The organism is Burkholderia sp. Tr-862 (genome assembly GCF_011753085.1).
In the GTDB taxonomy this organism is placed as follows: domain Bacteria; phylum Pseudomonadota; class Gammaproteobacteria; order Burkholderiales; family Burkholderiaceae; genus Burkholderia; species Burkholderia ambifaria.
Genome location: NZ_VWWG01000012.1, coordinates 49,880 through 75,722 on the forward strand (window position 1 = coordinate 49,880; position 25,843 = coordinate 75,722).

Here is a 25,843-nt window from a genome sequence, read left to right on the forward strand (position 1 = left end):
TTTATGAGACGAAACGGTTCCGGCGTAGAATTTCCCGATATAAATACACAATCGTCATCAGCACGTCATCGTACCGTGAGAGTTTCCGAGCGTCCTTTCGAATCATCGCCCGAATCATCCCCTACTCTGCCGATGTCCGTCCGTTATCCGCTTCTCAATCGTGAACTCGGCATCCTCGGTTTCAACGAGCGCGTGCTGGCCCAAGCTGCCGACCCGCAAGTTCCGTTGCTCGAGCGCCTGCGCTTCATCTGCATCACCAGCAGCAATCTCGACGAATTCTTCGAAGTCCGGATGGCCGGCCTTCAGGAACAGATCCGCGACAACCCCGGCGCCCTGACGCCCGACGGCATGTCGTTACAGCACGCTTACGACCTCGTCGTCGAGCGCGCGCAGCGGCTCGTGCACCGCCAGTACACGATGTTGCACGAAACCGTGCTGCCGGCGCTCGAACAGGAAGGCATCTACTTCCACGCGAGCGACACGTGGAACGACGAGCAGCTCGAATGGGCGCGCCGCTACTTCCTCGACGAACTGCTGCCGGTGCTGACGCCGATCGGCCTCGATCCCGCGCACCCGTTCCCGCGCGTGCTGAACAAGAGCCTGAACTTCGTCGTCGAACTCGAAGGCCGCGACGCGTTCGGCCGCCAGGCGGTGATGGGCATCGTGCAGGCGCCGCGCGCGCTGCCGCGCGTGGTACGCATGCCGCAGGCACTGTCGGGCTTCGAGCACGGCTTCGTGCTGCTCAGCACGTTCATGCAGCGCTTCGTCGGCGAACTGTTCCCGCAACTCGTCGTGAAGAGCTGCAACCAGTTCCGCATCACGCGCAACAGCGAGCTGTTCGTCGACGAAGACGAAATCACCAACCTGCGCGTCGCGCTGCAGGGCGAACTGCCCGCACGCCACCTGGGCAACGCTGTGCGGCTCGAAGTGTCGGCCGACACGCCGGCGCATATCGTGCGCCGCCTGCTCGAGGAAAGCCTGCTCGGCGAGAAGGACTGCTATCGCGTGGCCGGCTCCGTGAACCTCGTGCGGCTGATGCAGATCCCCGATCTCGTCGATCGCCCCGACCTGAAGTTCGCGCCGTTCGCCGCATCGATCCCGCCCGCGATCGCCAACGCACCGGCGATGTTCGACGCGATCGACGACGGCGACATCCTGCTGCACCATCCGTACGAAAGTTTCCAGCCGGTGCTCGAACTGCTGCAGCAGGCCGCGAAGGACCCGAGCGTCGTCGCGATCAAGCAGACGATCTACCGCACCGGCACCGATTCGCCGCTGATGGACGCGCTGATGGCAGCCGCGCGCAACGGCAAGGAAGTGACCGTCGTCGTCGAGCTGCTCGCACGCTTCGACGAGGAAACCAACATCAACTGGGCGTCGCAGCTCGAAGCCGTCGGCGCGCATGTCGTGTATGGCGTGGTCGGTCACAAGTGCCACGCGAAGATGATGCTGATCGTGCGCCGCGTCGTGCAGGGCGGCAAGGCGACGCTGCGCCGCTACGTGCACCTCGGCACCGGCAACTATCACCCGCGCACCGCCCGCCTCTACACCGACTTCGGGCTGATGACGGCCGACCAGAAGATCTGCGAGGACGTCCACCACGTCTTCCAGCAACTGACCGGGATCGGCGGCGAGCTGACGCTGCACGAGCTGTGGCAGTCGCCGTTCACGCTGCATCCGCGCATCATCGAATCGATCCGCGCGGAGATCGACAATGCGCGCGCCGGCAAGCGCGCACGCGTGGTCGCGAAGATGAACGCGCTGCTGGAGCCGACGGTGATCGCCGCGCTGTACGAAGCGTCGCAGGCCGGCGTCAAGGTCGACCTGATCGTGCGCGGCGTGTGCGCGCTGAAGCCGGGCGTGCCGGGGCTGTCGGAAAACATCACGGTGCGCTCGATCGTCGGACGCTTCCTCGAACACCACCGCATCTACTATTTCCACGCGGACGGCGCCGAGGAAGTCTATCTGTCGAGCGCGGACTGGATGGACCGCAACCTGTTCCGCCGCGTCGAAGTCGCATTCCCGATCCGCGAGCGCAAGCTCAAACGCCGCGTGATCGCCGAAGGGCTGTCGGTCTGCCTCGGCGACAACCAGTCGGCGTGGCTGATGCAAAGCGACGGCCACTATCGGCGCCGCCGCGCGGGCAAGACGCTGCGCAACGCGCAACTCGGGCTGCTCGCGAAGTTCTGTTCGTAGGCAGGCGGCGCGCGGCGCGCAGCAAACAAAAAAGGCACAGCTCATGCGGGCTGTGCCTTTTTCATTTCAGTCGTGCGCGGATGCGATGCGCACGAACCGTGTCACACGATCACGCGCTCAAGCTTCGAACGCTGCCGGCCGGATCGCGATGATCCGCGACGCCGGGAAGCGCGCGGTGAACGTGCTGCCGCGCCCTTCCTCGCTCTGCACGTACAGGTGCGAGTCGTGCCGCTGCAGCACGTGCTTGACGATCGCGAGGCCGAGCCCCGTGCCGCCCGTATCGCGCGAGCGGCTGCGGTCGACGCGATAGAAGCGCTCCGTCAGCCGCGGCAGGTCGGCGGCCGGAATGCCGAAACCACTGTCGGTGACGGAAAACACGCCCTGCGCGCCCTCGCGCCGCCACGACACGAATATCTTGCCGCCGTCCGGCGTATAGCGGATCGCGTTGGTGACGAGATTCGCGAACGCGCTGAACACTTCGGTCTGGGCGCCCGTGACGCCGAGCGTCTCGTCGATCGTGAACGTGATCTCGTGATGCCCGTTCGACAGCGTCTGCGCATCTTCCTTCAGATGGTCGAACACGGCACGCATGTCGATCGCGTGATCCACCGGCGGCCTGCTTTCGCCCTCGAGCTTCGCGAGCACCAGCAGGTCGGTGACGATGTGCCGCATCCGCGACGCCTGCTGCTCCATCATCTCGAGATAGCGCGCGCGATCTTCCTCGTTCAGCGGCAGCTCGCGCATCGTCTCGAGAAAACCCGACAGTACGGTGAGCGGCGTCTTCAGTTCATGCGACACGTTCGCGACGAAGTCGCGTCGCATCGCGTCGGTCCGCTCGAGCTCCGTGATGTCCTGTGTGAGCAGCAGCTTGCGGTTCTCGCCGTACGGAAACACCTGCACCTCCAGCACGTTCTGCCGCGAGTCGCCCATCCCGCGCATCACGAGCGTTTCGTCGTAGTGCTGCGCGTTCAGGTAGCGGACGAATTCCGGATGACGCACCAGGTTCGTGATGTGCTGGCGCAGGTCGCGTTTCGCATCGAGGCCGAAATGCACCTCGGCGATCGCGTTGCACCACTCGATCTGGTCATGGTCGTCGAGCATCGCGACGCCGTTCGGCGACGCCTGGATCGCCTGGATGAAGCGCGAATGCTGCTGCTCGACCTGCCGCACCTGCGCATGCCACTGCTTCGCGAGCTTGTGCAGCCGATAATAGATTTCACCCCAGATGCCCGGTGCGCTCGGCACCTCGCCGTAGACGGGCGCATCGAGCAGACGCCACAGGCGTTGCGTATGGAAGGTGCTGAAGAAGCCCTGCGCGACCAGCATCACGGCCGCGAACCCGCAGGCCGCGGTCGGGCCGGCGAACACGCCGACCAATACGCTGATCAGCACGAGCAGCACGAGCGACACGAGAAAGCGCGCCCAGATGATGTTCATGATTCAGCGCCCGAAAGAATGAACGGCATGCCGTGGCACACGGCATGCGCGAATACGTTACGCGTGCTTGGCGAGCCGGTAGCCGCTGCCGCGCACGGTCTCGATCATCGCATCGCAGCCGGCCGGTTTCAAGGCCGCGCGCAATCGTTTGATGTGCACGTCGACGGTGCGCTCCTCGACGAATACATGATCGCCCCACACCTGGTCGAGCAGTTGCGTGCGGCTGTGCACGCGCTCCGGATGCGTCATGAAGAAATGCAGCAGGCGGAATTCGGTCGGGCCGAGATCGAGCTTGATCTCGCTGCCGTCGCCGTGCGCGGCGACCCGATGCGTGGCCGGATCGAGGCGCAGCCCGTTGATCGACACGACGTCCTCGGTCAGCTGCGGCGCGCGGCGGCGCAGCACGGCCTTGATACGCGCCATCAGTTCCTTCGGCGAGAACGGCTTGGTCACGTAGTCGTCCGCACCGATTTCGAGGCCGAGCACCTTGTCCTGCTCGTCGCCACGCGCGGTCAGCATGATGATCGGGATGTGCTTGGTCCGTTCGTTGTTGCGCAGGTCGCGCGCGAACGCGATGCCGGACTTGCCCGGCAGCATCCAGTCGAGCAGCACGAGATCGGGCAGCACATCGCTGATCAGGTTCTGCGCCTGCTCCGCGTTGTATGCGCGGATCGGGCAGTGACCGGCGTGCTGGAGATTCACCGAGATCAGTTCGGAAATCGCGGGCTCATCTTCAACGACGAGAATGTTGCTGGGCATCGGCACCTCTGTTCTTCCTGTACGTGGTCGCGTTAACTGTTGGCTTCACGGTCGAGCGTGTCGCGCGGCTGATGCCGCACGTCCGTGCCCTTCACGATGTAGATGATGAACTCCGCGATGTTCTTCGCGTGGTCGCCGATCCGCTCGATCGCCTTGGCGATGAACAGATATTCGAGGCCGACCGAGATCGTGCGCGGATCTTCCTGCATGTACGACACGAGCTTGCGCACGAACGCGCGGAATTCAAGGTCGATTTCCTTGTCGTCCTTGACGATCTGCGCGGCGGCCACCGTATCGAGGCGCGCGAATGCGTCGAGCGCGCGGCGCAGGATCGTCACGGCCATCTCGCCCGACACCTTGATCTCGGCGATGTTCACCGTGCGCGCGGCCGGTTCGTCGACCAGGCGGCGCACGCGTTTCGCGATCTTCTCGGCCTCGTCGCCGGCGCGCTCGAGGTTCGTAATCGTTTTCGAAATCGACATCAGAAGGCGCAGGTCGCGCGCGGCAGGCTGTCTCCGCGCGATGATGTTGCCGCACTCCTGGTCGATGTCGACTTCCATCGCGTTCAGCGTTTCCTCGGCCGTGATCACCTTCTCGGCCGCGTCGCGGTCGAATTCGTTCAGCGCATGCATCGCGCCGACGATCTGCGACTCGACGAGTCCGCCCATTTCCAGCACTTTCGACGACACGGCATTCAGGTCCGCGTCGAACTGGCTCGACAGATGTTTATCCGACATGGTTGTTGTTCTCCGTCATCAGCCGAAACGGCCAGTGATGTAGTCTTCCGTTTCCTTGCGCACCGGCTTGATGAAGATCTTTTCGGTTTCGCCGAATTCGATCAGCTCGCCCAGGTACATGTAGGCCGTGAAGTCCGAGCAGCGCGCGGCCTGCTGCATGTTGTGCGTGACGATCACGACCGTGTAGTCGCTCTTCAGCTCAGCGATCAGCTCCTCGATGCGGCCCGTCGAAATCGGGTCGAGCGCCGAGCACGGCTCGTCGAGCAGCAGCACTTCCGGACGGATCGCGATGCCGCGCGCGATGCACAGACGCTGCTGCTGGCCGCCGGACAGCCCGTAGCCGCTCTGGTTCAGCTTGTCCTTCACTTCGTTCCACAGCGCGGCCTTCGACAGCGCCCACTCGACGCGGTCGTCCATCTCCGAGCGCGTGAGCTTCTCGAACATCTTCACGCCGAACGCGATGTTGTCGTAGATCGACATCGGGAACGGGGTCGGCTTCTGGAACACCATGCCGATCCGCGCGCGCAGCAGCGAGATGTCGCGCTTGGTGGTCAGCAGGTTCTCGCCGTCCATCAGGATTTCGCCTTCGGCGCGCTGCTCCGGATAGAGCGCGTACATCTTGTTGAACGTGCGCAGGAGCGTCGACTTGCCGCAGCCCGACGGGCCGATGAACGCCGTCACCTTCCCTTCGGGAATGCGCAGGTTGATGTTCTTCAGCGCGTGAAACTTGTTGTAGAAAAAGTTGAGGTTGTTGACCTCGATCTTCGCGTTCAGCGGCGCCAGCGGACTGCCATGCACCGCGTCGTGCGTGCCGGCGGGCGCAGCGGTGCGCTCGACGGAATTCAGGTGGCTTTCTGCCATATTCATCGGATCGCTCCGCCGTTACTTTTTCGAGAAGATCGAGCGCGCCAGGACGTTGAGTCCGAGCACCCCGAGCGTAATCAGGAACACGCCCGCCCATGCAAGCGACTGCCATTCGGCGAACGGGCTCATCGCGAACTTGTAGATCGTGACGGGCAGGTTCGCCATCGGCTGGCTCATGTTCCACGAGAAGAACTGGTTCGACAGCGCCGTGAACAGCAGCGGCGCCGTTTCGCCGGCGATCCGCGCGATCGCGAGCAGCACGCCCGTCACGATCCCGCCGACCGACGCGCGCAGCGTGATCTTCAGCACCATGCGCCACTTCGGCGTGCCGAGCGCGACGGCTGCTTCACGCAGTGCGTTCGGCACGAGCTTCAGCATGTTCTCGGTCGTGCGGATCACGATCGGAATCTGCAGCAGCGCGAGCGCAATCACGCCGGCCCAGCCCGAGAAACGCCCCGACTTCGCGACGACGATCGCATACACGAACAGGCCGATGACGATCGACGGCGCCGAGAGCAGGATGTCGTTGATGAAGCGGATCGTGCTCGCGAGCAGGTTCTTCTGGCCGTATTCGGCGAGATAGACGCCCGCGAGGATGCCGATCGGCGTGCCGACCAGCGTGCCGAAACCGCACAGCAGCAGGCTGCCGACGATCGCGTTCGCCAGACCGCCGCCTTCCGTGTTCGGTGCCGGCGTCGATTCGGTGAACAACTGCAGCGACAGGCCGCCGACGCCGAGGTGCACCGTCGTGTAGAGAATCCACACGAGCCACAGCAGGCCAAATGCCATCGCGCCGAGCGACGCGGTGAGCGCGATCGCGTTGGTGAACTTGCGCCTGCGTTGCAGGCGGTTGCGCATCGCGTCGAGCGCGGCGCCGTTCGGCCCGGGGAAATTCATGATGGGCTCGCTCATTTCTTGCCCTCTCCCTTCTCGAGACGAAGCAGCAGCAGTTTGGAGATGGACAGCACGATGAACGTGATCACGAACAGGATCAGGCCCAGTTCCATCAGCGCGGACGTATGCAGGCCCGGTTGCGCTTCCGCGAATTCGTTCGCGAGCGCCGACGTGATGCTGTTGCCCGGCGCGAACAGCGACACGCTGTCGAGCAGGTTCGTGTTGCCGATCACGAAGGTCACGGCCATCGTTTCGCCGAGCGCGCGGCCGAGGCCGAGCATCACGCCGCCGATCACGCCGGTTTTCGTATAGGGCAGCACGACCTTCCACATCACTTCCCACGTCGTGCAGCCGATCCCGTACGCCGATTCCTTCAGCAGCACAGGCGTGACTTCGAACACGTCGCGCATCACCGACGCGATGTACGGGATGATCATGATCGCGAGGATCACGCCGGCCGCGAGGATGCCGATGCCGATCGGCGCGCCGGACGTCAGCGGACCGATCACCCACACGTCCTTGAAGATGCGGCCGATCGGCTTCTGGAAGTATTCGGCGAAGATCGGCGCGAACACGAGCAGGCCCCACATGCCGTACACGATCGACGGAATCGCGGCGAGCAGCTCGATCGCGATGCCGAGCGGGCGGCGCAGCCAAACGGGCGACAGCTCGGTGAGGAACAGCGCGATGCCGAAGCTGACCGGCACCGCGATCACGAGCGCGATGATCGACGTCACGATCGTGCCGTAGATCGGCACGAGTGCGCCGTAGACATCCGAGTTCGGATCCCACTCGGATTGAAACAGGAAGCCGAGGCCGAACTTCTGGATGGTCGGCAGCGACGCAATGATCAGGGAAACGATGATCCCGCCCAGCAGCAGCAGGGTCACGATCGCGGCAAGCCGTGCGAGGCCGCCGAACAGAACGTCGCCGAGACGGCTCGGCGCGCGTTGCGACGCGGCGTCGGGGGACCGGGAGGACGTGTAGGAAATTTCAGACATGGGTGCCTGTTCTGGATCGCCGGGCGCCGTGACGCCCGGCCTTACCGCACACACTGCCCGACCGGCACGGCCGGGCAGTGAACCGCTGCAATGCTTACTCCGCGGCGACCGGCTTGCCCGATGCGTCCGTGACCTTCGTCTTCCACTGCTTGCGGATTTCCGCCTCGACTGCCGGCGGCAGCGAGATGTAGTCGAGGCTGTCAGCCGCCTTCTCGCCGTTCTTGAACGCCCAGCTGAAGAACTTCAGCGTTTCGGCGCCCTGCTCCGGCTTGTCCTGCTTCGCATGCAGCAGCACGAACGTCGCGCCGACGACCGGCCATGCTTCCTTGCCCGGCTGGTTCGTCAGGATCTGGTAGAACGACTTCGACCAGTTCGCGCCGGCAGCAGCGGCCTTGAACGTTTCCGTCTTCGGCTCGACCACCGTGCCCGTCGAATTCTTCAGCGCGGTGTAGACCATGTTGTTCTTCTTCGCGTACGCCCACTCGACGTAGCCGACTGCGCCCGGCAGGCGCTGCACGAAGGCTGCGACGCCGTCGTTGCCCTTGCCGCCCGTGCCCGTCGGCCAGTTGACCGTCGTGCCTTCGCCGACCTTCGACTTCCACTCGTCGTTCACCTTGGACAGGTAGTTCGTCCAGATGAAGCTCGTGCCCGAGCCGTCAGCGCGGCGAACGACCGCGATGTCCGTGTCCGGCAGCTTGACCTTCGGGTTCAGTGCAACGATCGCCGGATCGTTCCACTTCTTGATCTTGCCGAGATAGATGTCGCCGAGCACCGGGCCCGACAGCGTCAGTTCACCGGCCTTCACGCCCGGCACGTTGACGACCGGCACCACGCCGCCGACCACCGTCGGGAACTGGAACAGGCCTTCCTTCGCGAGCTCTTCATCCTTCAGCGGAGCGTCCGAACCGGCAAAATCGACCGTCTTCGCGTTGATCTGCTTCAGGCCGCCCGACGAACCGATACCCTGGTAGTTCACCTTCGCGCCGCCGGACTGCTGGTAGTCGGCAGCCCATTTCGTATAGATCGGCATGGCGAACGTGCTACCTGCGCCCGTGATGTCGGCAGCGTGCGCGGCAACGGCGAAAAGCGCGCCAGCCAGGCCGGCAATCGCGGTTTGCATCAATTTCATGAGACCTCCAGTGTGTGAGCGGATGACTACGGCACCGCGAAGGTTAGGGGCTCCTCATGACGTTAATGTGACAATCGATGAAACTGGCGTGACAGTAACATGACTGGTTGAAAGGATGTAGCCGGCCTTGTGCGAGGGGCCGCGGAGGCCAAGCGCGGCGGGGATGACGGCAAGAATTGCCGGTCAGGCAGGGACGGCATGGGCACCCTTTGACCGGGATGCGTGGGCGATCATGTCGCGGCGAAAACAGGTGGCCGTGCCCTGCTTCTGCTCAGGGTCGGATGATTTCTTCCGTCAGATGAAATCCGCGCCGAAGCCCTTTCTATTTAATAGCGCAAACCTTTGCGTCTGATGAATTGCGGCGCCCGAAGGCGCCGCAGGTCGACTCATCGCAGTGGCGGCGCGCACTCGGCCGGAGCGTCGCGCGCCGTCGCCGATCCGGTTCGGCTCAGCTCGTGGCCATCCGCACCGCGTCGGCGATCGCTTCCGCGTGGCGGGTCGCGTCGGCCGCATGCTGCGCCTCGACCATCACGCGCAGCACGGGCTCGGTGCCCGACGCGCGGATCAGCACGCGGCCGCTGCCGGCGAGCGCGCTTTCGGCTGCGTCGATCGCCGTGCGAATCGATGCGCTGCCCTTCCAGTCCGCGCCCGGCTTCATCCGCACGTTGATCAGCTTCTGCGGGAACAGCGTGACGCCGTCCAGCATCTGCGCGAGCGTGCGGTCGCTGCGCTTGAGCGCGGCGAGCACGAGCAGCGCCGACACGATGCCGTCGCCGGTCGAATGGCGGTCGAGCGACAGGATGTGGCCCGAGCCTTCCGCGCCGAGCTGCCAGCCGCGTTCGCGCAACTGCTCGAGCACGTAGCGGTCGCCGACCGCCGCGCGCACGAACGGCACGCCTTCGCGCTGCAACGCGACCTCGACCGCGAGGTTCGTCATCAGCGTGCCCACCGCGCCGTCGACCTTGCCGGCCGTCGCGATCCGGTCCTTCACGAGCACGTAGAGCAGCTCGTCGCCGTTGAACAGCCGCCCCGTCGAATCGACGACCTGCAGGCGGTCCGCGTCGCCGTCGAGCGCGATGCCGAGGTCCGCATGGTTCGCACGCACCGCGCGCACGAGTGCATCGGGCGCCGTCGCGCCGACACCGTCGTTGATGTTGAAGCCGTTCGGCGCAACGCCGATCGGGATCACGTCCGCACCGAGTTCGTGGAACACGTGCGGCGCGATCTGGTACGCGGCGCCGTGCGCGCAGTCGATCACGAGCTTCAGCCCGCGCAGGTCATACGCGGCCGGGAACGTGCTCTTGCAGAACTCGATGTAACGGCCGGCCGCGTCTTCGAGGCGGCGCGCCTTGCCCAGCCGGTCCGACGATGCGCATTCGAGCGGCTTGTCGAGCCACGCTTCGATCGCGGCTTCGGTATCGTCGGGCAGCTTGTTGCCGTCCGCTGAGAAGAACTTGATGCCGTTGTCCTGATACGGATTATGCGACGCGCTGATCACGACACCGGCCGACAGGCGCAGCGCGCGCGTCAGGTACGCGACGCCCGGTGTCGGCATCGGGCCGGCCAGCATCACGTCCACGCCGGCTGCCGAGAAGCCGGCCTCGAGTGCGGCCTCGAGCATGTAGCCCGACACGCGCGTGTCCTTGCCGATCAGCACCGTCGGACGCGCACCCGCCGCGACGTCGGCCGTGCCGGCCAGTACCTTGCCGGCCGCATAGCCGAGACGCAACACGAAATCAGGCGTGATGGGCGCCTCGCCTACTGTGCCGCGAATGCCGTCCGTGCCGAAATATCGACGTCCCATGGCGAATCTTCCTCCTTCGTCTTTCTGAGTTCTGACTTATCGTTGCCGCGCGGCTTCGCGCACGGCATTCCAGACCTTTAGCGCGTCGACCGTCGCCGCGACGTCGTGCACGCGCACGATCGCGGCGCCGCGCCCGACTGCGCACAGCGCGGCCGCCACGCTCGCCGCGACGCGTTCCATCGGCGGTTTGTCGCCGATCACCGCGCCGAGCATCGACTTGCGCGACATGCCCGCGAGAATCGGATACGCGCGCCCGTCGGGCCGCGCGGGCGCCGTGTCCGCCAATGCGGCCAGCAGCGCGTAATTGTCGTCGACCACCGCCTTGCCGAACCCGAAGCCCGGATCGACGCAGATCCGCTCCGGCGCGATGCCCGCGTCGCGCAGCGCCTGCGCGCGCCCGGCGAGAAAGTCACGCACGTCGGTCACGACATCGCCATAGTCGGGCTCGCCGACCTGCATCGTCTGCGGCTCGCCGAGCATGTGCATCGCGCACAGCCCGCTGTTGCCGTCGCGGACCGCGTCGATCGCACCCGGCTGGCGAAACCCCCAGATGTCGTTGATCAGGTCCGCGCCGGCCGCGAGCGCCGCGCGCATCACGGCCGGCTTGTAGGTGTCGATCGACAGTGGCACGTTCAGCGGCCGCAGCGCTTCGACGAGCGGGATCACGCGCGCGAGCTCCTCGTCGAGCGGCACGGGCGGCGCACCGGGACGCGTCGACTCACCGCCGATGTCGATCAGGTCGGCGCCTTCGGCGATCATCCGCTCGGCCTGGCGCAGCGCATCGTCGCGCGCGAGGAAGCGGCCGCCGTCGGAAAACGAATCGGGGGTCGCGTTGAGGATGCCCATCACGAGCGGGCGTTCGAACGTCAGCGAGAAACGGCCGCACTGGAGCGGCGCGGGAATGAACGCGGAAGCAGCGGAATCGGACACGGGCGGGAGGCGTTGATGAATGCAAAACGGGCCGGTGTGAAGCCACACCAGCCCGTGAACGGTGCTACAGCGGCGCTCAGGCCGGCGAAGCAGGCGCCGGCGCGTTGGCCGGCTTCACTTCGGCGGTCGTGCCGCCACCCGACGAGTCACCGCCGACAGCCGGCGAGCTCTTCGGCGAGCGCGGCGGACGCCCTTCCATGATGTCGTTGATCTGATCGGCGTCGATCGTTTCCCACTCCATCAGCGCGGCCGTCATCGCCTCGACCTTGTCGCGGTTCTCTTCGAGCAGGCGGCGCGCAAGGCTGTACTGTTCGTCGAGCACGCGGCGGATTTCGCCGTCGACCTTCTGCTGCGTCGCTTCCGAGATCGTGCGCGTGAAGCCGCGGCCGAACGGGCCGTTGTCGCTCTCGTCGTCGACGTAGACCATCGGTCCGAGTGCATCGGTCATGCCGAAACGGGCCACCATCGCGCGTGCCGTCTGCGTCGCCTTGTTGAAGTCGTCGGACGCACCGGTGCTGATCAGGTTCAGGAACAGCTCCTCGGCCACGCGGCCGCCGAACAGGATCGCCAGGCGGTCGAGCAGATAGTCCTTCGAGTACGTCTCGTTGTCATGCTCCGGCAGCTGCCACGTGACACCCAGCGCGCGACCGCGCGGGATGATCGTGACCTTGTGCACCGGGTCGGCCTTCGGCAGCAGCTTCGCGATCACCGCGTGGCCCGACTCGTGGTAAGCCGTCGCGCGCTTCGCTTCTTCGCGAATCACCGCCGACTTGCGCTCCGGACCCATGAAGATCTTGTCCTTCGCGTCCTCGAAATCCTGCATCTCGACGATCCGCTTGCCGCGACGTGCGGCGAACAGCGCCGCTTCGTTCACGAGGTTCGCGAGATCGGCGCCCGAGAAACCCGGCGTGCCGCGCGCGATGACCGCTGCGTCGACGTCGTTCGCGATCGGCACCTTGCGCAGGTGCACGCGCATGATCTGCTCGCGGCCGCGGATGTCCGGCAGGCCGACATAGACCTGGCGGTCGAAACGGCCCGGACGCAGCAGCGCCTTGTCGAGCACGTCGGAACGGTTGGTCGCGGCGATCACGATCACGCCGGAGTTCGCCTCGAAGCCGTCCATCTCGACCAGCATCTGGTTCAGCGTCTGTTCGCGCTCGTCGTTGCCGCCGCCCATGCCGGCGCCGCGATGACGACCGACCGCGTCGATTTCGTCGATGAACACGATGCACGGTGCGTGCTTCTTCGCCTGCTCGAACATGTCGCGCACACGGGCCGCGCCGACACCGACGAACATTTCGACGAAGTCGGAGCCCGAGATGCTGAAGAACGGCACCTTCGCTTCACCGGCGATCGCGCGGGCGAGCAGCGTCTTGCCGGTACCCGGAGGGCCGACGAGCAGCACGCCGCGCGGAATGCGCCCGCCCAGCTTCTGGAATTTCTGCGGATCGCGCAGGAAGTCGACGAGCTCGGACACTTCTTCCTTCGCTTCGTCGCAGCCCGCGACGTCGGAGAAGTTCACCGCGTTGTTGTTCTCGTCGATCAGCCGCGCGCGCGATTTCCCGAACGAGAATGCGCCGCCTTTGCCGCCCCCCTGCATCTGCCTCATCATGTAGAACCAGAACACGATGATCAGGATCGTCGGCCCGAGGTAATACAGCGCGGACATCAGCGCGTTCGGCTCGTCGTCGGCCTTGCCGCTGACCTGCACGCCGTACTTCATCAGGTCGCCGACCATCCAGATGTCGCCGGGCGACACAATCTGGTATTTCTGGCCATCAGCCGGAGTGACGGTGAGGTTGCGCCCCTGCACGATGACGTTCTTGACCTTGCCGCTCTTGGCGTCGTCCATGAACTGCGAATAGGACACACCTTCCTGGACGCGGGGCTTGTCGAACTGCTTGAACACCGTAAACAGCACCAGTGCGATCACCAGCCACACTGCTGCCTTCGAAAACATATTGTTGTTCAAAGCACCACTCCTTCACTCGTAGACGAGCGCCTACATTTTCCTTGCGGCGCTCCTCGGTCATTCTAATCCAGTCCGACCACCCCTGCCATAAGCATTGACAACCGCCGCGATAGCGCTTCGCTTGTCTGGCAAGGGCCGGAGCCCGTTTGCGGCACCGCGCTCCGCGTCACCGCGGTTGCTTCAGCTGCCGGCCCAAAATGAACGTTTCGGACGATTTGTCGCGCGACGCCTTCGGCTTGCGGGGCGCGACCACCTTAAACTGCTGCTTGAACTTCTCGACGATCTGGCTGTAGCCGCTGCCGTGAAAGCATTTCACGAGCAGCGCACCATCCGGCTTCAGATGGTTCTGCGCGAATTCAAGCGCCAGATCGCACAGATGCTCGATGCGTGCTGCGTCCGCCGAGGCCACGCCGGAAAGGTTGGGGGCCATGTCGGAAATAACAAGGTCTACGGCGCGACCTTCGAGCACGTCCTCGAGCTGCCGGAGGACGTCGTCCTCGCGGAAGTCGCCCTGGATGAAGTGGACGTCGGCGATCGGCTCCATCGGCAGGAGGTCGAGCGCGATGATCGTGCCGTCGATGCCGCCTTCGCGTTGGGTGTCGCGCTTCTTGCCCTGCGCGAGCTTGTTGCGGGCATACTGGCTCCAGCTGCCCGGCGTCGCACCGAGATCGACGATGACCTGGCCCGGACGGATCAGCTTGTCCTGCTCGTCGATTTCCTTCAGTTTGTACGCGGCGCGCGCGCGATAGCCCTCCCGCTGCGCCATTTTGACGTACGGGTCGTTGATGTGGTCGTGCAGCCAGTGCTGGTTGAAGCGGTTTTTTGCCATTCGAGAGAGAGATTGCTGCTATTTGCTTCGTGAAGCCGTGCTTTTGGCGGATAATACGCGTCTTCTTCGCGCGGCTGCGGCCCCTTTTGAGGCCCAAGCCGCGATTTTACGTGGTTTCGGCGCGCGGCTGATGCGGTAACTTCCCGCGATTCGCTTCTGACGCAGCGCCCCTTATCTAGATTTCGACATTTCCATGCCCGCCCTTTCGCTTTCCCCCGCCGAGCGCTCCGCGCTGCGCTCCCAGGCCCATGCGCTCAAGCCCGTCGTGCTGATCGGCGCCGAAGGGCTCACCGACGCAGTGCTGAAGGAAATCAAGGTGCACCTCGCCGCGCACCAGCTGATCAAGATCCGTGTGTTCGGTGACGAGCGCGACGAGCGCGTCGCCATTTACGACGAGATCTGCGACCGCCTGAGCGCCGCGCCGATCCAGCACATCGGCAAGCTGCTGGTGATCTGGAAGCCCGAGGCCGCCGTGACGGCCCCGGCCCGCGGCCGTCGTGCCGGCACGCTGCCGAGCGCGGCCGAAGCCAGCGACGACAGGAAAGGCCGCGCACCGCGCACCGTCAAGGTCGTCAAGGTGTCGCCGAACGCGAGCCCCGTGCGTCGCCCGAAGCCGACCAAGGTCGTCGTGCGCGGCAACGAGCGCGTCACGGCGGGCGGCACGGTGAAGCGCGCGAAAAAGCGTCAGGCGAGCACGAAGCGGCCGCACCAGGACAAGTAATCCTGCCGGGCGGCACGGGGCATCCCGTGCCGCGCTGCCCGTGCGGCGCTCAGGCCGTTCAGGAGTCTCGTGCCGGCAGACGCCAGATCAGCATCAGCCCCAGCACGCTCTCGACGAGATAGAACAGGCTCGAGACGCCGTGCAGCATCCCGAAACGGCTCGCATACGGTGAGTTCGCGATATCGGTGCCCGCTTCCATCGCGGCCACTCGCAGCGCGTTCATGAACGGCTGCAGCGCAAAATACCCGACCAGCACGCACGCGACCATCGCCGCGACGATCCAGCGCACGCGACGATAATCGCCGCTACCGCGCCGCACCTGCTGGTTCGACAGCGCGAGCAACAGCACGCCGCACACGACACCGAAGATCGCCTCGATGCGAAACAGCTGGGCGGCGACCGAACCGGCCGTCATCCGCTCCAGCGTCTTGAACAGCACGGGCGCGACCGCATACCCGATCGTCAGCAGGCTGCCGACCCACACGGCCGACAGCAGACGGAACACGCGATGCGGCATCACGTCGCCCGGCTTCAGATGTAGCTGACCGAGATGATTTCGTATTCGCGCACGCCGCTCGGCGCCTGCACGGCCGCGACGTCACCTTCGGACTTGCCGATCAGCGCGCGTGCGATCGGCGAGCTGACCGAGATCAGGCCGTGATCGATATCGGCTTCGTCGTCGCCGACGATCTGATACTTGACGGTGTCGCCCGACTCGAGATCCTCGAGTTCGACCGTCGACGCGAAGACCACACGGCCCTCGGCATCGAGCACGGTGGGGTCGATGACCTGCGCGGCGGACAGCTTCGATTCGAGTTCCGCGATACGGCCCTCGATGAAGCCCTGCTTTTCCTTCGCTGCGTCGTATTCGGCGTTTTCGGACAGATCACCCTGTGCGCGGGCCTCCGCGATCGCGGTGATCACGGCCGGCCGCTCGACCGACTTGAGGCGCTGCAATTCATCGCGCAGTTGCTCTGCGCCACGCTTTGTCAACGGAATGGTGCTCATAAACGGCTCAATCGATAATAACGGCTATAAAAAAAATCACCGCGATTAAGCGCATTTCCGGTGAACCGGAAACACCGCTTAACCGCGGCACGTGTTGCTTCGACAGGAAACTGACTGCTTAGTTTAGGCGAGCGTGAAGACCTTGTAAATCATAGACTTCCAGATCCTTCAGGTAGCGCAAGCCTTCGACGGCCGCGCGCGCGCCCGACATCGTCGTGTAGTACGTGACCTTGTGCGCCTGCGCGCTCATGCGGATCGAACGCGAATCGGCGATCGCCTGGCGTGTCTCGTCGACCGTCGTGAACACGAGTGCGATCTCGCCGTTCTTGATCATGTCGACGATGTGCGGACGGCCGTCCTTCACCTTGTTGACGACCTTCACCGGCACGCCGGCCGCTTCGATCGCGGCAGCCGTGCCCTTGGTCGCGACGATCGGGTAGCCGAGGTCGTGCAGCATGCGCGCGACTTCGACCGCCTTCGGCTTGTCGGCGTCCATCACGGTCAGCAGCACCGTGCCCGACTCCGGCAGGCGCGAACCGGCCGCGAGCTGCGACTTGAACAGCGCTTCGCCGAACGTCTGGCCGACACCCATCACTTCGCCGGTCGAACGCATTTCAGGTCCGAGGACCGGATCGACGGTCGGGAACTTGACGAACGGGAACACCGCTTCCTTCACGCTGAAGTACGGCGGCTCGACTTCCTTCGTCACGCCCTGCTGCGCGAGCTTCTGGCCGACCATCGCGCGCGCCGCGATCTTCGCGAGCGGCAGGCTGGTCGCCTTCGACACGTACGGCACCGTGCGCGAGGCGCGCGGGTTCACTTCGAGCACGTAGATGATGTCCTGCTTCGAACCGTCCGCCTGCGGCACCTGCTGGATCGCGAACTGCACGTTCATCAGGCCGACCACGTTCAGCGCCTTCGCCATCGCGCCCGTCTGGCGCTTCAGCTCGGCCACGGTTTCCTTCGACAGCGAGTACGGCGGCAGCGAGCATGCCGAGTCGCCCGAGTGGACGCCCGCCTGCTCGATGTGCTCCATCACGCCGCCGATGAACACCGCTTCGCCGTCGCAGATGCAGTCGACGTCGCATTCGATCGCGTCGTTCAGGAAGCGGTCGAGCAGCACCGGCGAATCGTTCGACACCTTCACGGCCTCGCGCATGTAGCGCTCGAGGTCGCGCGGCTCGTGGACGATTTCCATCGCGCGGCCGCCCAGCACGTACGACGGGCGCACGACGAGCGGGTAGCCGATTTCGGCCGCCAGCGCGAGCGCTTCTTCTTCGGCGCGCGCGGTGCGGTTCGGCGGCTGGCGCAGGCCGAGGTCCTGCAGCAGCTTCTGGAAGCGTTCGCGGTCTTCGGCCGCGTCGATCATGTCCGGCGACGTGCCGACGATCGGCACGCCATGCGCCTCGAGGTCGAGCGCGAGCTTCAGCGGCGTCTGGCCGCCGTACTGGACGATCACGCCAACCGGCTTTTCCTTGTCGACGATCTCGAGCACGTCCTCGAGCGTCAGCGGCTCGAAGTACAGGCGGTCGGACGTGTCATAGTCGGTCGACACCGTTTCCGGGTTGCAGTTGACCATGATCGTTTCGTAGCCGTCCTCGCGCATCGCGAGGGCCGCGTGCACGCAGCAGTAGTCGAACTCGATGCCTTGGCCGATCCGGTTCGGGCCGCCGCCCAGCACCATGATCTTCTTGTTGGTGGTCGGCTGCGCCTCGCACTCTTCCTCGTAGGTCGAGTACATGTACGCGGTTTTCGTCGCGAACTCGGCCGCGCAGGTGTCGACGCGCTTGTAGACCGGGCGCACGTTCAGTTCCACGCGGCGCTTGCGGACGTCTTCCGGCGTCGCGCCGAGCAGCTTCGCGAGGCGTCGGTCGGAGAAGCCGCTCTGCTTCAGGAAACGCAGCTCGTCGAACGTCAGCGATGCGAGCGTTCGGCCCGACAGCGCCTTTTCCTTCAGGATGATCTGCTCGATCTGCGCGAGGAACCACGGGTCGATCGCGGTTTCCGCGAAGATCTCTTCGGCCGTCATGCCGATACGGAATGCATCGCCGACGTACCAGATGCGATCCGGGCCCGGCTCGTGGATCTCGATCGCGATTTCGTCGCGGTCGGTCGACTTCTCGTCGAGACCGTCGACGCCGACTTCGAGGCCGCGCAGCGCCTTCTGGAACGATTCCTGGAACGTGCGGCCGATCGCCATCACTTCGCCGACCGACTTCATCTGCGTGGTCAGGCGCGAATCGGCTTCACGGAACTTCTCGAACGCGAAACGCGGAATCTTCGTGACGACGTAGTCGATCGTCGGTTCGAACGACGCCGGCGTCTGGCCGCCGGTGATTTCGTTCTTCAGCTCGTCGAGCGTGTAGCCGACCGCCAGCTTCGCCGCGACCTTCGCGATCGGGAAGCCGGTCGCCTTCGACGCAAGCGCCGACGAACGCGACACGCGCGGGTTCATTTCGATGACGACCATGCGGCCGTCCTTCGGGTTGATCGAGAACTGCACGTTCGAGCCGCCCGTGTCGACGCCGATCTCGCGCAGCACCGCGAGCGATGCGTTGCGCAGGATCTGGTATTCCTTGTCGGTGAGCGTCTGCGCCGGCGCGACCGTGATCGAGTCGCCGGTGTGCACGCCCATCGGGTCGAGGTTTTCGATCGAGCACACGATGATGCAGTTGTCGGCGCGGTCGCGCACGACTTCCATCTCGTATTCCTTCCAGCCGAGCAGCGATTCTTCGATCAGCAGTTCGCGCGTGGGCGACAGGTCGAGGCCGCGCTTGCAGATCTCTTCGAACTCTTCACGGTTGTACGCGATGCCGCCGCCCGAGCCGCCGAGCGTGAACGACGGACGGATCACGATCGGATAGCCGCTGCCGCCGGTGTACGCCATGATCTCGGCGTGCACCTGGGTCGCTTCTTCCATCGAATGCGCGATGCCCGACTTCGCCGAGCCGAGACCGATCTTGGTCATCGCGTCCTTGAACTTCTGGCGGTCTTCCGCCTTGTCGATCGCTTCCGGCGACGCGCCGATCAGCTCGACGCCGAATTTCTCGAGCACGCCGTGGTGATGCAGGTCGAGCGCGCAGTTCAGCGCGGTCTGGCCGCCCATCGTCGGCAGGATCGCGTCCGGACGCTCCTTCTCGATGATGCGCGCGACGACTTCCCACGTGATCGGCTCGATGTACGTGACGTCGGCCGTATTCGGGTCGGTCATGATCGTCGCCGGGTTGCTGTTCACGAGGACGACCTTGTAGCCCTCTTCACGCAGCGCCTTGCAAGCCTGCGCGCCCGAATAGTCGAACTCGCAAGCCTGGCCGATGATGATCGGGCCGGCGCCGATGATGAGGATGCTTTTGATGTCTGTGCGTTTTGGCATGGCTTGTGAATTCAGTAAGTAATCTTTGTCGTGGCGTTGTCGCGGGTCGGCCGGCTGCGCTCAACTCATGGTGGCGAGCGCGAGCTTCACCGAGAAACCGATGAACAGGCCGCCCACGCTGCTCGCCGCACCCGCCGCGAGCTTGCGGCGGCGGCGGAAATGCTCGGCGAGCCGCGCGCCCGCGAAGATCAGCGTGCTCAGGTACAGGAAGCTCGCGCATTGCGCGATCGCCCCGAGCACGACGAACGACAGCGCGGGATGCGGGAATGCCGGGTCGACGAACTGGATGAAGAACGAGATGAAGAACAGGATCGCCTTCGGATTCAGGAGACTCACGATCAGCGCCTTGCGGAACGGCTTGTCGAAAGACCGCTCGCCGTCGACCGCAAGCGGCGCATCGGCCGGTGCATCCGCACGTGCGCGCAGCTTGCGCCACGCGCTGCGCAGCATCCCGGCGCCGATGTACAGCAGGTACGCGGCGCCGCCGTACTTGACGACGGAGAACAGCAGCGGGTTCGCCTTCAGCAGCGACGCGACGCCCGCGGCGGACAGCACCATCAGCACCGCATCGCCGACGAACACGCCGCAGGCCGCGCGATAGCCGGCCTTCACGCCGCGCTGCGCCGCGAGCGACAGCACGTACATCGAGTTCGGCCCCGGCAGCAGGATGATGAAGATCACGCCGAACACGTAGGTCCAGATATCCGTGATGCCGAGTGCGTGGCCGAACATGATGCGAATCTCCCGTTCTTCGGTTGCTTCAGTGACGTCAGGCGTTGCGCTGCTGCGCCGCGTCCATCAGGGCGGTGAAACGGTCGAACAGATAGCCGATGTCGTGCGGGCCGGGCGACGCTTCCGGGTGGCCCTGGAAGCAGAACGCCGGCTTGTCGGTCAGCTCGAAGCCCTGCAGCGTGCCGTCGAACAGCGACACGTGCGTCACGCGCGCGTTGGCCGGCAGCGAATCCGCGTCGACCGCGAAGCCGTGGTTCTGCGACGTGATGACCACGCGGCCGTCGCCGAGATCCTTCACCGGATGGTTCGCGCCGTGGTGGCCCGTCTTCATCTTCAGCGTCTTGGCGCCGACCGCGAGGCCCATGATCTGGTGGCCGAGGCAGATGCCGAAGGTCGGCACGCCGCGCTCGATGAATTCCTTCGTGGCCGCGATCGCGTAGTCGCACGGCTCCGGGTCGCCGGGGCCGTTCGACAGGAAGATGCCGTCCGGATTCAGCGCGAGCGCGTCGGCCGCGCTGGCCTGCGCCGGCAGCACCGTCACCTGGCAGCCGCGCTCCGCGAGCATGCGCAGGATGTTGTACTTGACGCCGAAGTCGTACGCGACGACGCGGTACTTCGGTGCTTCCTGCATCCCGTAGCCGCCTTCGAGGCGCCATTCGGTCTGCTTCCACTCGAACGGCTTCGTGGTCGACACGACCTTCGCGAGATCCATGCCGGCGAGGCCCGGGAACGAGCGCGCGAGCTCGATCGCCTTTGCCTCGTCGTCCGAACCGGCCAGGATGCAGCCGTTCTGCGCGCCCTTGTCGCGCAGGATACGGGTCAGCTTGCGGGTATCGATGCCGGCGATCGCGACGACGCCTTCGTCGCGCAGGTAGTCGCCGAGCGTGCGGTCCATGCGGAAGTTCGATGCGAGCATGGGCAGATCACGGATGATCAGGCCGGCGGCATGGACTTTCGTGGCTTCGACGTCTTCGGCGTTGATGCCGACGTTGCCGATATGCGGGTAGGTGAGCGTGACGATCTGACGCGCGTAGCTCGGATCGGTCAGGATTTCCTGATAGCCGGTAATCGCGGTATTGAACACGACTTCACCGATCGTATGGCCTTCGGCCCCGATCGAATAACCACGAAAGACCGTGCCGTCGGCGAGTGCAAGCAAGGCGGGAGAAAAAGACGGCAACACGGGAGGCTCCTTGGGGAACACCCTGCTGCCGACCTGTTTACCCTGCCGCGCGAGCGCCGCGCTGCGTAGGCGCGCGGAGTCGCTAGCTGGACGCGACCTGCGTTGTCGAGACGCGAACCCGGCGCGTGGCGCACGAGGCTTCGCGGCATCGCCCGACAGGCGGCGTGCGGCGGATGAACGGGATGAGTGAGGTAGGCGCTAGGGTGCGAGGTTGATCAGCACAAACTTTCAAATTATAGCCCGAAAATGGCCCTATCTTCAATCGATATGGCCGTCCGATCATGCATGCGGCGCGCCTGACGCCCGCGGCGACCGCGCGCCGCGCGCGCTGCTGCGGCCCCGTTTGCGCAGGCCGCCCTACCCGTCAGCGTACCGCCGGATCACCCTGCTTGCCAGCGCCGCGCGCAGGCCACGCGTACCAGACCGCGCTCGCGAGTTGCAGCGCCAGCAGCACGCTCCACGCGGTAACGTGCGCGGCGGCCGGAGAATGGCCGTCGATCGCCGGCCAGTGCGACAGCACCGCACCGATGCCGATCTGGAACGCAAAGATCAGCACGAAGATCACGAGGGTGAGCGTCGTGTTCGCGCGGCCGATCAGATGGGCCGGGAAATGACGGGCCAGCACCGCATAGGTCAGGATCCCGACGCCACCGAACATCCCGTAGGCCGCCCACAGTACGGCCGGCGGCAGCGGGACGCGCGCGACGATCGCGGCTTGCGTCGCGACGAACAGCGCCATGCCGACGCCGCAAAACGCCTGGACGGACACCCCGCGCCGCTCGAGCACGCGCGCCGCCGCGCCGAAGCCGACGCAGCCGGCCATCATCGCGAACCCGAGCACCGACACGAGCTGGGCCGCGCGCTGCGCATCGAACCCCGCGACATCGCGCAGGTACGGCCCGACCCACAGCGATTGCATCGCGTAGAACACGCCCTGCGTGACGACCGAGAACGACGAGATCTTCCAGAACGCGCGGCTGCTCAGGATGTGCCAGGTGCCCTTGAACTGGCTGACGAGCCCGCCCTGGTGGCGTGGCTGTTCAGCTTCCGGCGCGCCGAAGCCGATCGCGGCGGCGACGACGATCGTCAGCACCGCGAGGCCGCCGCAGATCGCGCGCCAGCTCGCGAGCCCGAGCAGCCAGGTCAGCGGCGAGCCGACCGCGACGCCGCCGAGGCCGCCGACGGCCATCACGAGACCGTTGAGGAGCGGCAGCCGGCCGACCGGAAAATGCTGAGCGAGCGCCTTGAACGCCGCACCGAGGCACACCGATACGCCGACGCCGATCAGGAGCCGGCCGACCATCATCGTGCCGAGGTCGTGCGCGACGCCGAACACCGCGGCGCCGGCCGCCGCGAACAGCAACATCCCGGCCGTCACGCGGCGCGGGCCGAAATGGTCGAGCAGCACGCCGGCCGGAATTTGCGCGCCGGCGAAGCCGAGGAAATAAAGACTGGTAAGCAGCCCGAGATCGGCGGCTGACAGCCCGAGCTCGTGCGTGACGAACGGCGCGAAGCCGAGATTGACGCCGCGGAACACATACGACACGAAATATCCGATCGCAAACAGCGCGAGCACTCTCACCTGCACCGACGACATCGCCTCTCCTTGCTATCCCGCGCCCCGCTGCCGCGCACAAATGAAAACGCCGTCACCTCGGTGACGGCGTTGCTTTCGTCGGATGATAACGCAATCGCGCGGCCCGGACGGACCGTCGCGTTGCGGTCGCGACCGCGTTACTTCTTCTTGCCGTTGTGGGCAGCAGCCTTGGCCGGCGCCGCCTTCGCGGGAGCCGCCTTCGCCGCGCGGGCCGCCGGCTTCGCGGCACCGTGCTTCGCGCCACGCGACTTGCCGCCGACGGACAGGCTCGCGCGCTCGATATGCGCGCCGGCCGCCGACGTCGCGATCCGCTCCGGACCCGGCTCGGCCGGCACCGAACGGCCAACCGGCACGTGCAAAACGAGCGCCTGGCCCGGCATCACCATATCGCGGTGCGTACGGTTCCATGCCTTCAGCTGGCCGACCGACACGCCGTAGCGGCCGGCGAGTGCGGCCATCGACTGCTTGCGGCGCACGCGGATCAGCATCTTGCGCGTGTCGGGCACGTCGGGTTCGATCGCGAGCGCGCCGTTTTCCGCGACGTCCGCGCTGATGTCCTCGTCGTCATCGTCGCCGCGCGGCACGACGATCGTCGAACCGGGCTTCAGGCGCATGCCGGCCGGAATCTTGTTGACCGACATCAGCGTATCGGCGTCGACACCGATCTTCTCGGCGATCGCGGCCGGACGCGCGCGCTCGCTGACCGTGTAGGTGGTCCACGACGACAGCTGGCCGTTGTGCGCCTTCAGGTTCTTCTCGAACGCCGCCGCGTTGTCGAACGGCAGCAGGATCTGCGGCTCGGTCGCGCCCAGGATCACCGGCTTCGAGAACGACGGGTTCAGCGAGCGGAATTCGTCAAGCGGCAGGTTCGCGAGCTTCGCGGCCACCGCCACGTCGATGTCGCGCGACGTCGTGACCGTCACGAAATACGGGTGGTTCGGGATGTCCGGCAGCGCGAGGCCGTACTGCTGCGGACTCGCGATGATGTTCTTCACCGCCTGCAGCTTCGGCACGTAGTTACGCGTCTCGTTCGGCATCCGCAGGCTCTGGTAGTCGGTCGGCAGGCCGGCCGCCTGGTTGCGCGCGATCGCGCGCTGCACGTTGCCCTCGCCCCAGTTGTAAGCCGCCAGCGCCAGATACCAGTCGCCGAACATGTCATGCAGGCGCGACAGGTAGTCGAGCGCGGCGCTCGTCGACGCGAGCACGTCGCGACGCTCGTCCTGCCACATGTTGCGCTTCAGGTTGTACGTGCGGCCCGTGCCCGGCATGAACTGCCACATGCCGGCCGCCTTCGCGACCGACAGCGCCTGCGGGTTGTACGCGGATTCGATGAACGGCAGCAGCGCGAGCTCGGTCGGCATGTGGCGCGCTTCGAGTTCCTCGACGATGTGATACAGGTACTTCTGCGAGCGCTCGGTCATGCGCTGCACGTAATCGGGACGCTGCGTATACCACGTTGTCTGCATGTCGACGAGGTCGCTCTGCAGGTCGGGCATCTGGAAGCCGCGACGGATGCGGCCCCAGAGATCGGAGTCCGCACTGGTCAGGTCGCCGACGGATTGCTTGTCGACGTCGACAGTTTCTTTGGCGGTGGCTGATTTACGGAGGTAGTTGGACGTCGCCTGCGAATCGGCGGCGTTGTTGGCGACAGGGGCCTGGCTCGCACAAGCGGCGAGTAGCAGGACCACCATCGCACTCAATATAAGTCGCATGAAAATCTCGGCTTCCGACGGCTGGAAATTGCAGGCGATACTACGGAAGTGCGTGCTTCACGTCAATAAAAACACCGAAAACTCAGCGAAATCCTACATTTGGAGCAATTTTTACAGGCGCCACCTGAGGTTTGGAATCCTCCGGAATGCGTCATCGGAAACGATTCTTCCACTCGCGCATCAGCGTGAATGCCGCCAGACGATCCGGCACCGTTTCGTGCAGCTCGGCCTCGAGCGTTGCATGGATGGCCGTGCTGTCCGCGCGCATGAACGGGTTCACGGCACGTTCATGCGCGATCGTGGTGGGGAGCGTCGGCACGCCGCGCGCGCGCAGCGCCTGCGCGTCGTCGCGCCAGGCGGCGAGCGCCGCATTGCCCGGCTCGCAGGCGAGCGCGAAGCGAATGTTCGACAGCGTATATTCGTGTGCGCAATGCACGCGCGTGTCGCCGGGCAGCGCCGCGAGCGCGTCGAGCGACGCGAGCATCTGCGCGGGCGTGCCTTCGAACAGGCGGCCGCAACCGCACGAGAACAGCGTGTCGCCGCAGAACACGTGCGGCGTGGCCGCGCCCTGACCGGCCCGCTGGAAATACGCGATGTGGCCGCGCGTATGTCCGGGCACGTCGAGCACGTCGAACGCGAGGGCCGGTGCGTCGAGCGTCACGCGATCGCCGCCCGCGAGCGGCCGCGTGACCACGCCGATCGCCTCGGCTGCCGGGCCGTAAACCACGAGCGGCACATCGTCCTGTTGGCTATCGCGCAGTGCGGCGACACCGCCGACATGGTCGGCGTGGTGGTGCGTGAGTAAAATAGCGGTCAACCGCCAGCCGCGTTCCGCAAGAACACGGCGTACCGGCGCGGCTTCACCCGGATCGACGGCGATCGCATCGCGGCCGTCCGACACGAGCCAGATGTAGTTGTCTTCGAATGCCGGCACCGGCACGTATTCCAGCTCGTTCATGGGCGCG

21 protein-coding genes are annotated in these 25,843 nt (G+C 65.4%); 2 read left to right on the forward strand and 19 right to left on the reverse strand.

Annotated features, from left to right (window positions below; translation table 11 throughout):
* Positions 1-132 precede the first annotated feature (132 nt).
* Complete coding sequence (gene ppk1, locus F3J14_RS06520; RefSeq protein WP_166722306.1) at positions 133-2,196, forward strand: polyphosphate kinase 1; 2,064 nt, start codon at positions 133-135, stop codon at positions 2,194-2,196.
* 117 nt (positions 2,197-2,313) lie between these two features.
* Here the strand turns inward: ppk1 and phoR are convergent, their stop codons facing one another.
* The 11 genes from phoR to F3J14_RS06575 form a co-directional block, all read right to left on the reverse strand.
* Positions 2,314-3,633, reverse strand: coding sequence for a phosphate regulon sensor histidine kinase PhoR (phoR, locus tag F3J14_RS06525; protein ID WP_166722307.1), 1,320 nt, complete (start codon positions 3,631-3,633; stop codon positions 2,314-2,316).
* A gap of 57 nt (positions 3,634-3,690) precedes the next feature.
* A complete protein-coding gene (gene phoB, locus F3J14_RS06530) occupies positions 3,691-4,392 on the reverse strand; it encodes a phosphate regulon transcriptional regulator PhoB (RefSeq protein ID WP_006750313.1) in 702 nt (233 codons plus the stop codon).
* Between the two features lie 32 nt (positions 4,393-4,424).
* On the reverse strand, positions 4,425-5,129 hold the full coding sequence (gene phoU / locus F3J14_RS06535) for a phosphate signaling complex protein PhoU (protein WP_166722308.1): 705 nt from the start codon (positions 5,127-5,129) through the stop codon (positions 4,425-4,427).
* A gap of 18 nt (positions 5,130-5,147) precedes the next feature.
* Positions 5,148-5,996, reverse strand: coding sequence for a phosphate ABC transporter ATP-binding protein PstB (pstB, locus tag F3J14_RS06540; RefSeq protein ID WP_166722309.1), 849 nt, complete (start codon positions 5,994-5,996; stop codon positions 5,148-5,150).
* 15 nt (positions 5,997-6,011) lie between these two features.
* Positions 6,012-6,905, reverse strand: a complete 894-nt coding sequence (pstA, locus tag F3J14_RS06545; RefSeq protein ID WP_006758673.1) for a phosphate ABC transporter permease PstA — start codon at positions 6,903-6,905, stop codon at positions 6,012-6,014.
* Complete coding sequence (gene pstC, locus F3J14_RS06550) at positions 6,902-7,888, reverse strand: phosphate ABC transporter permease PstC (RefSeq protein WP_166722310.1); 987 nt, start codon at positions 7,886-7,888, stop codon at positions 6,902-6,904. The genes pstA and pstC overlap by 4 nt, the downstream gene beginning before the upstream one ends.
* Before the next feature lie 94 nt (positions 7,889-7,982).
* Positions 7,983-9,017 carry a phosphate ABC transporter substrate-binding protein PstS gene (gene pstS / locus F3J14_RS06555; protein ID WP_006750308.1) on the reverse strand — a complete coding sequence of 345 codons (1,035 nt, stop codon included), beginning with the start codon at positions 9,015-9,017 and terminating at the stop codon, positions 7,983-7,985.
* Positions 9,018-9,465: 448 nt separating this feature from the next.
* Complete coding sequence (gene glmM / locus F3J14_RS06560) at positions 9,466-10,821, reverse strand: phosphoglucosamine mutase (RefSeq protein WP_166722311.1); 1,356 nt, start codon at positions 10,819-10,821, stop codon at positions 9,466-9,468.
* A gap of 36 nt (positions 10,822-10,857) precedes the next feature.
* On the reverse strand, positions 10,858-11,799 hold the full coding sequence (folP, locus tag F3J14_RS06565) for a dihydropteroate synthase (protein WP_348771948.1): 942 nt from the start codon (positions 11,797-11,799) through the stop codon (positions 10,858-10,860).
* A 28-nt stretch (positions 11,800-11,827) separates the two neighbouring features.
* On the reverse strand, positions 11,828-13,723 hold the full coding sequence (gene ftsH / locus F3J14_RS06570) for an ATP-dependent zinc metalloprotease FtsH (protein ID WP_166722313.1): 1,896 nt from the start codon (positions 13,721-13,723) through the stop codon (positions 11,828-11,830).
* A 166-nt stretch (positions 13,724-13,889) separates the two neighbouring features.
* Entirely contained in the window at positions 13,890-14,552 is a 663-nt protein-coding gene (locus F3J14_RS06575) for an RlmE family RNA methyltransferase (RefSeq protein WP_012363552.1), read from the reverse strand.
* 193 nt (positions 14,553-14,745) lie between these two features.
* Here F3J14_RS06575 and F3J14_RS06580 point away from each other — a divergent pair, with 193 nt between their 5' ends.
* A complete protein-coding gene (locus F3J14_RS06580) occupies positions 14,746-15,273 on the forward strand; it encodes a YhbY family RNA-binding protein (protein ID WP_011656498.1) in 528 nt (175 codons plus the stop codon).
* Positions 15,274-15,331: 58 nt separating this feature from the next.
* On the opposite strand, the gene F3J14_RS06585 is transcribed toward F3J14_RS06580, so the two are convergent.
* The 8 genes from F3J14_RS06585 to gloB form a co-directional block, all read right to left on the reverse strand.
* Positions 15,332-15,790 (reverse strand): DUF4149 domain-containing protein, encoded by a 459-nt coding sequence (locus tag F3J14_RS06585; protein ID WP_166722329.1) that lies wholly within the window; start codon positions 15,788-15,790, stop codon positions 15,332-15,334.
* Positions 15,791-15,804: 14 nt separating this feature from the next.
* Entirely contained in the window at positions 15,805-16,281 is a 477-nt protein-coding gene (gene greA / locus F3J14_RS06590; RefSeq protein ID WP_006750301.1) for a transcription elongation factor GreA, read from the reverse strand.
* Positions 16,282-16,399: 118 nt separating this feature from the next.
* Positions 16,400-19,654 carry a carbamoyl-phosphate synthase large subunit gene (carB, locus tag F3J14_RS06595; protein ID WP_006750300.1) on the reverse strand — a complete coding sequence of 1,085 codons (3,255 nt, stop codon included), beginning with the start codon at positions 19,652-19,654 and terminating at the stop codon, positions 16,400-16,402.
* A gap of 60 nt (positions 19,655-19,714) precedes the next feature.
* Positions 19,715-20,386, reverse strand: coding sequence for a leucine efflux protein LeuE (gene leuE / locus F3J14_RS06600; protein ID WP_166722314.1), 672 nt, complete (start codon positions 20,384-20,386; stop codon positions 19,715-19,717).
* 37 nt (positions 20,387-20,423) lie between these two features.
* Positions 20,424-21,569: a glutamine-hydrolyzing carbamoyl-phosphate synthase small subunit gene (carA, locus tag F3J14_RS06605; protein ID WP_166722315.1), complete on the reverse strand. Its 1,146-nt coding sequence runs from the start codon at positions 21,567-21,569 to the stop codon at positions 20,424-20,426.
* Positions 21,570-21,933: 364 nt separating this feature from the next.
* Positions 21,934-23,166: an MFS transporter gene (locus F3J14_RS06615; protein WP_166722316.1), complete on the reverse strand. Its 1,233-nt coding sequence runs from the start codon at positions 23,164-23,166 to the stop codon at positions 21,934-21,936.
* Between the two features lie 137 nt (positions 23,167-23,303).
* Positions 23,304-24,878 (reverse strand): transglycosylase SLT domain-containing protein, encoded by a 1,575-nt coding sequence (locus tag F3J14_RS06620; RefSeq protein ID WP_166722317.1) that lies wholly within the window; start codon positions 24,876-24,878, stop codon positions 23,304-23,306.
* A 151-nt stretch (positions 24,879-25,029) separates the two neighbouring features.
* Entirely contained in the window at positions 25,030-25,836 is an 807-nt protein-coding gene (gloB, locus tag F3J14_RS06625; RefSeq protein ID WP_166722318.1) for a hydroxyacylglutathione hydrolase, read from the reverse strand.
* Positions 25,837-25,843: the final 7 nt, after the last annotated feature.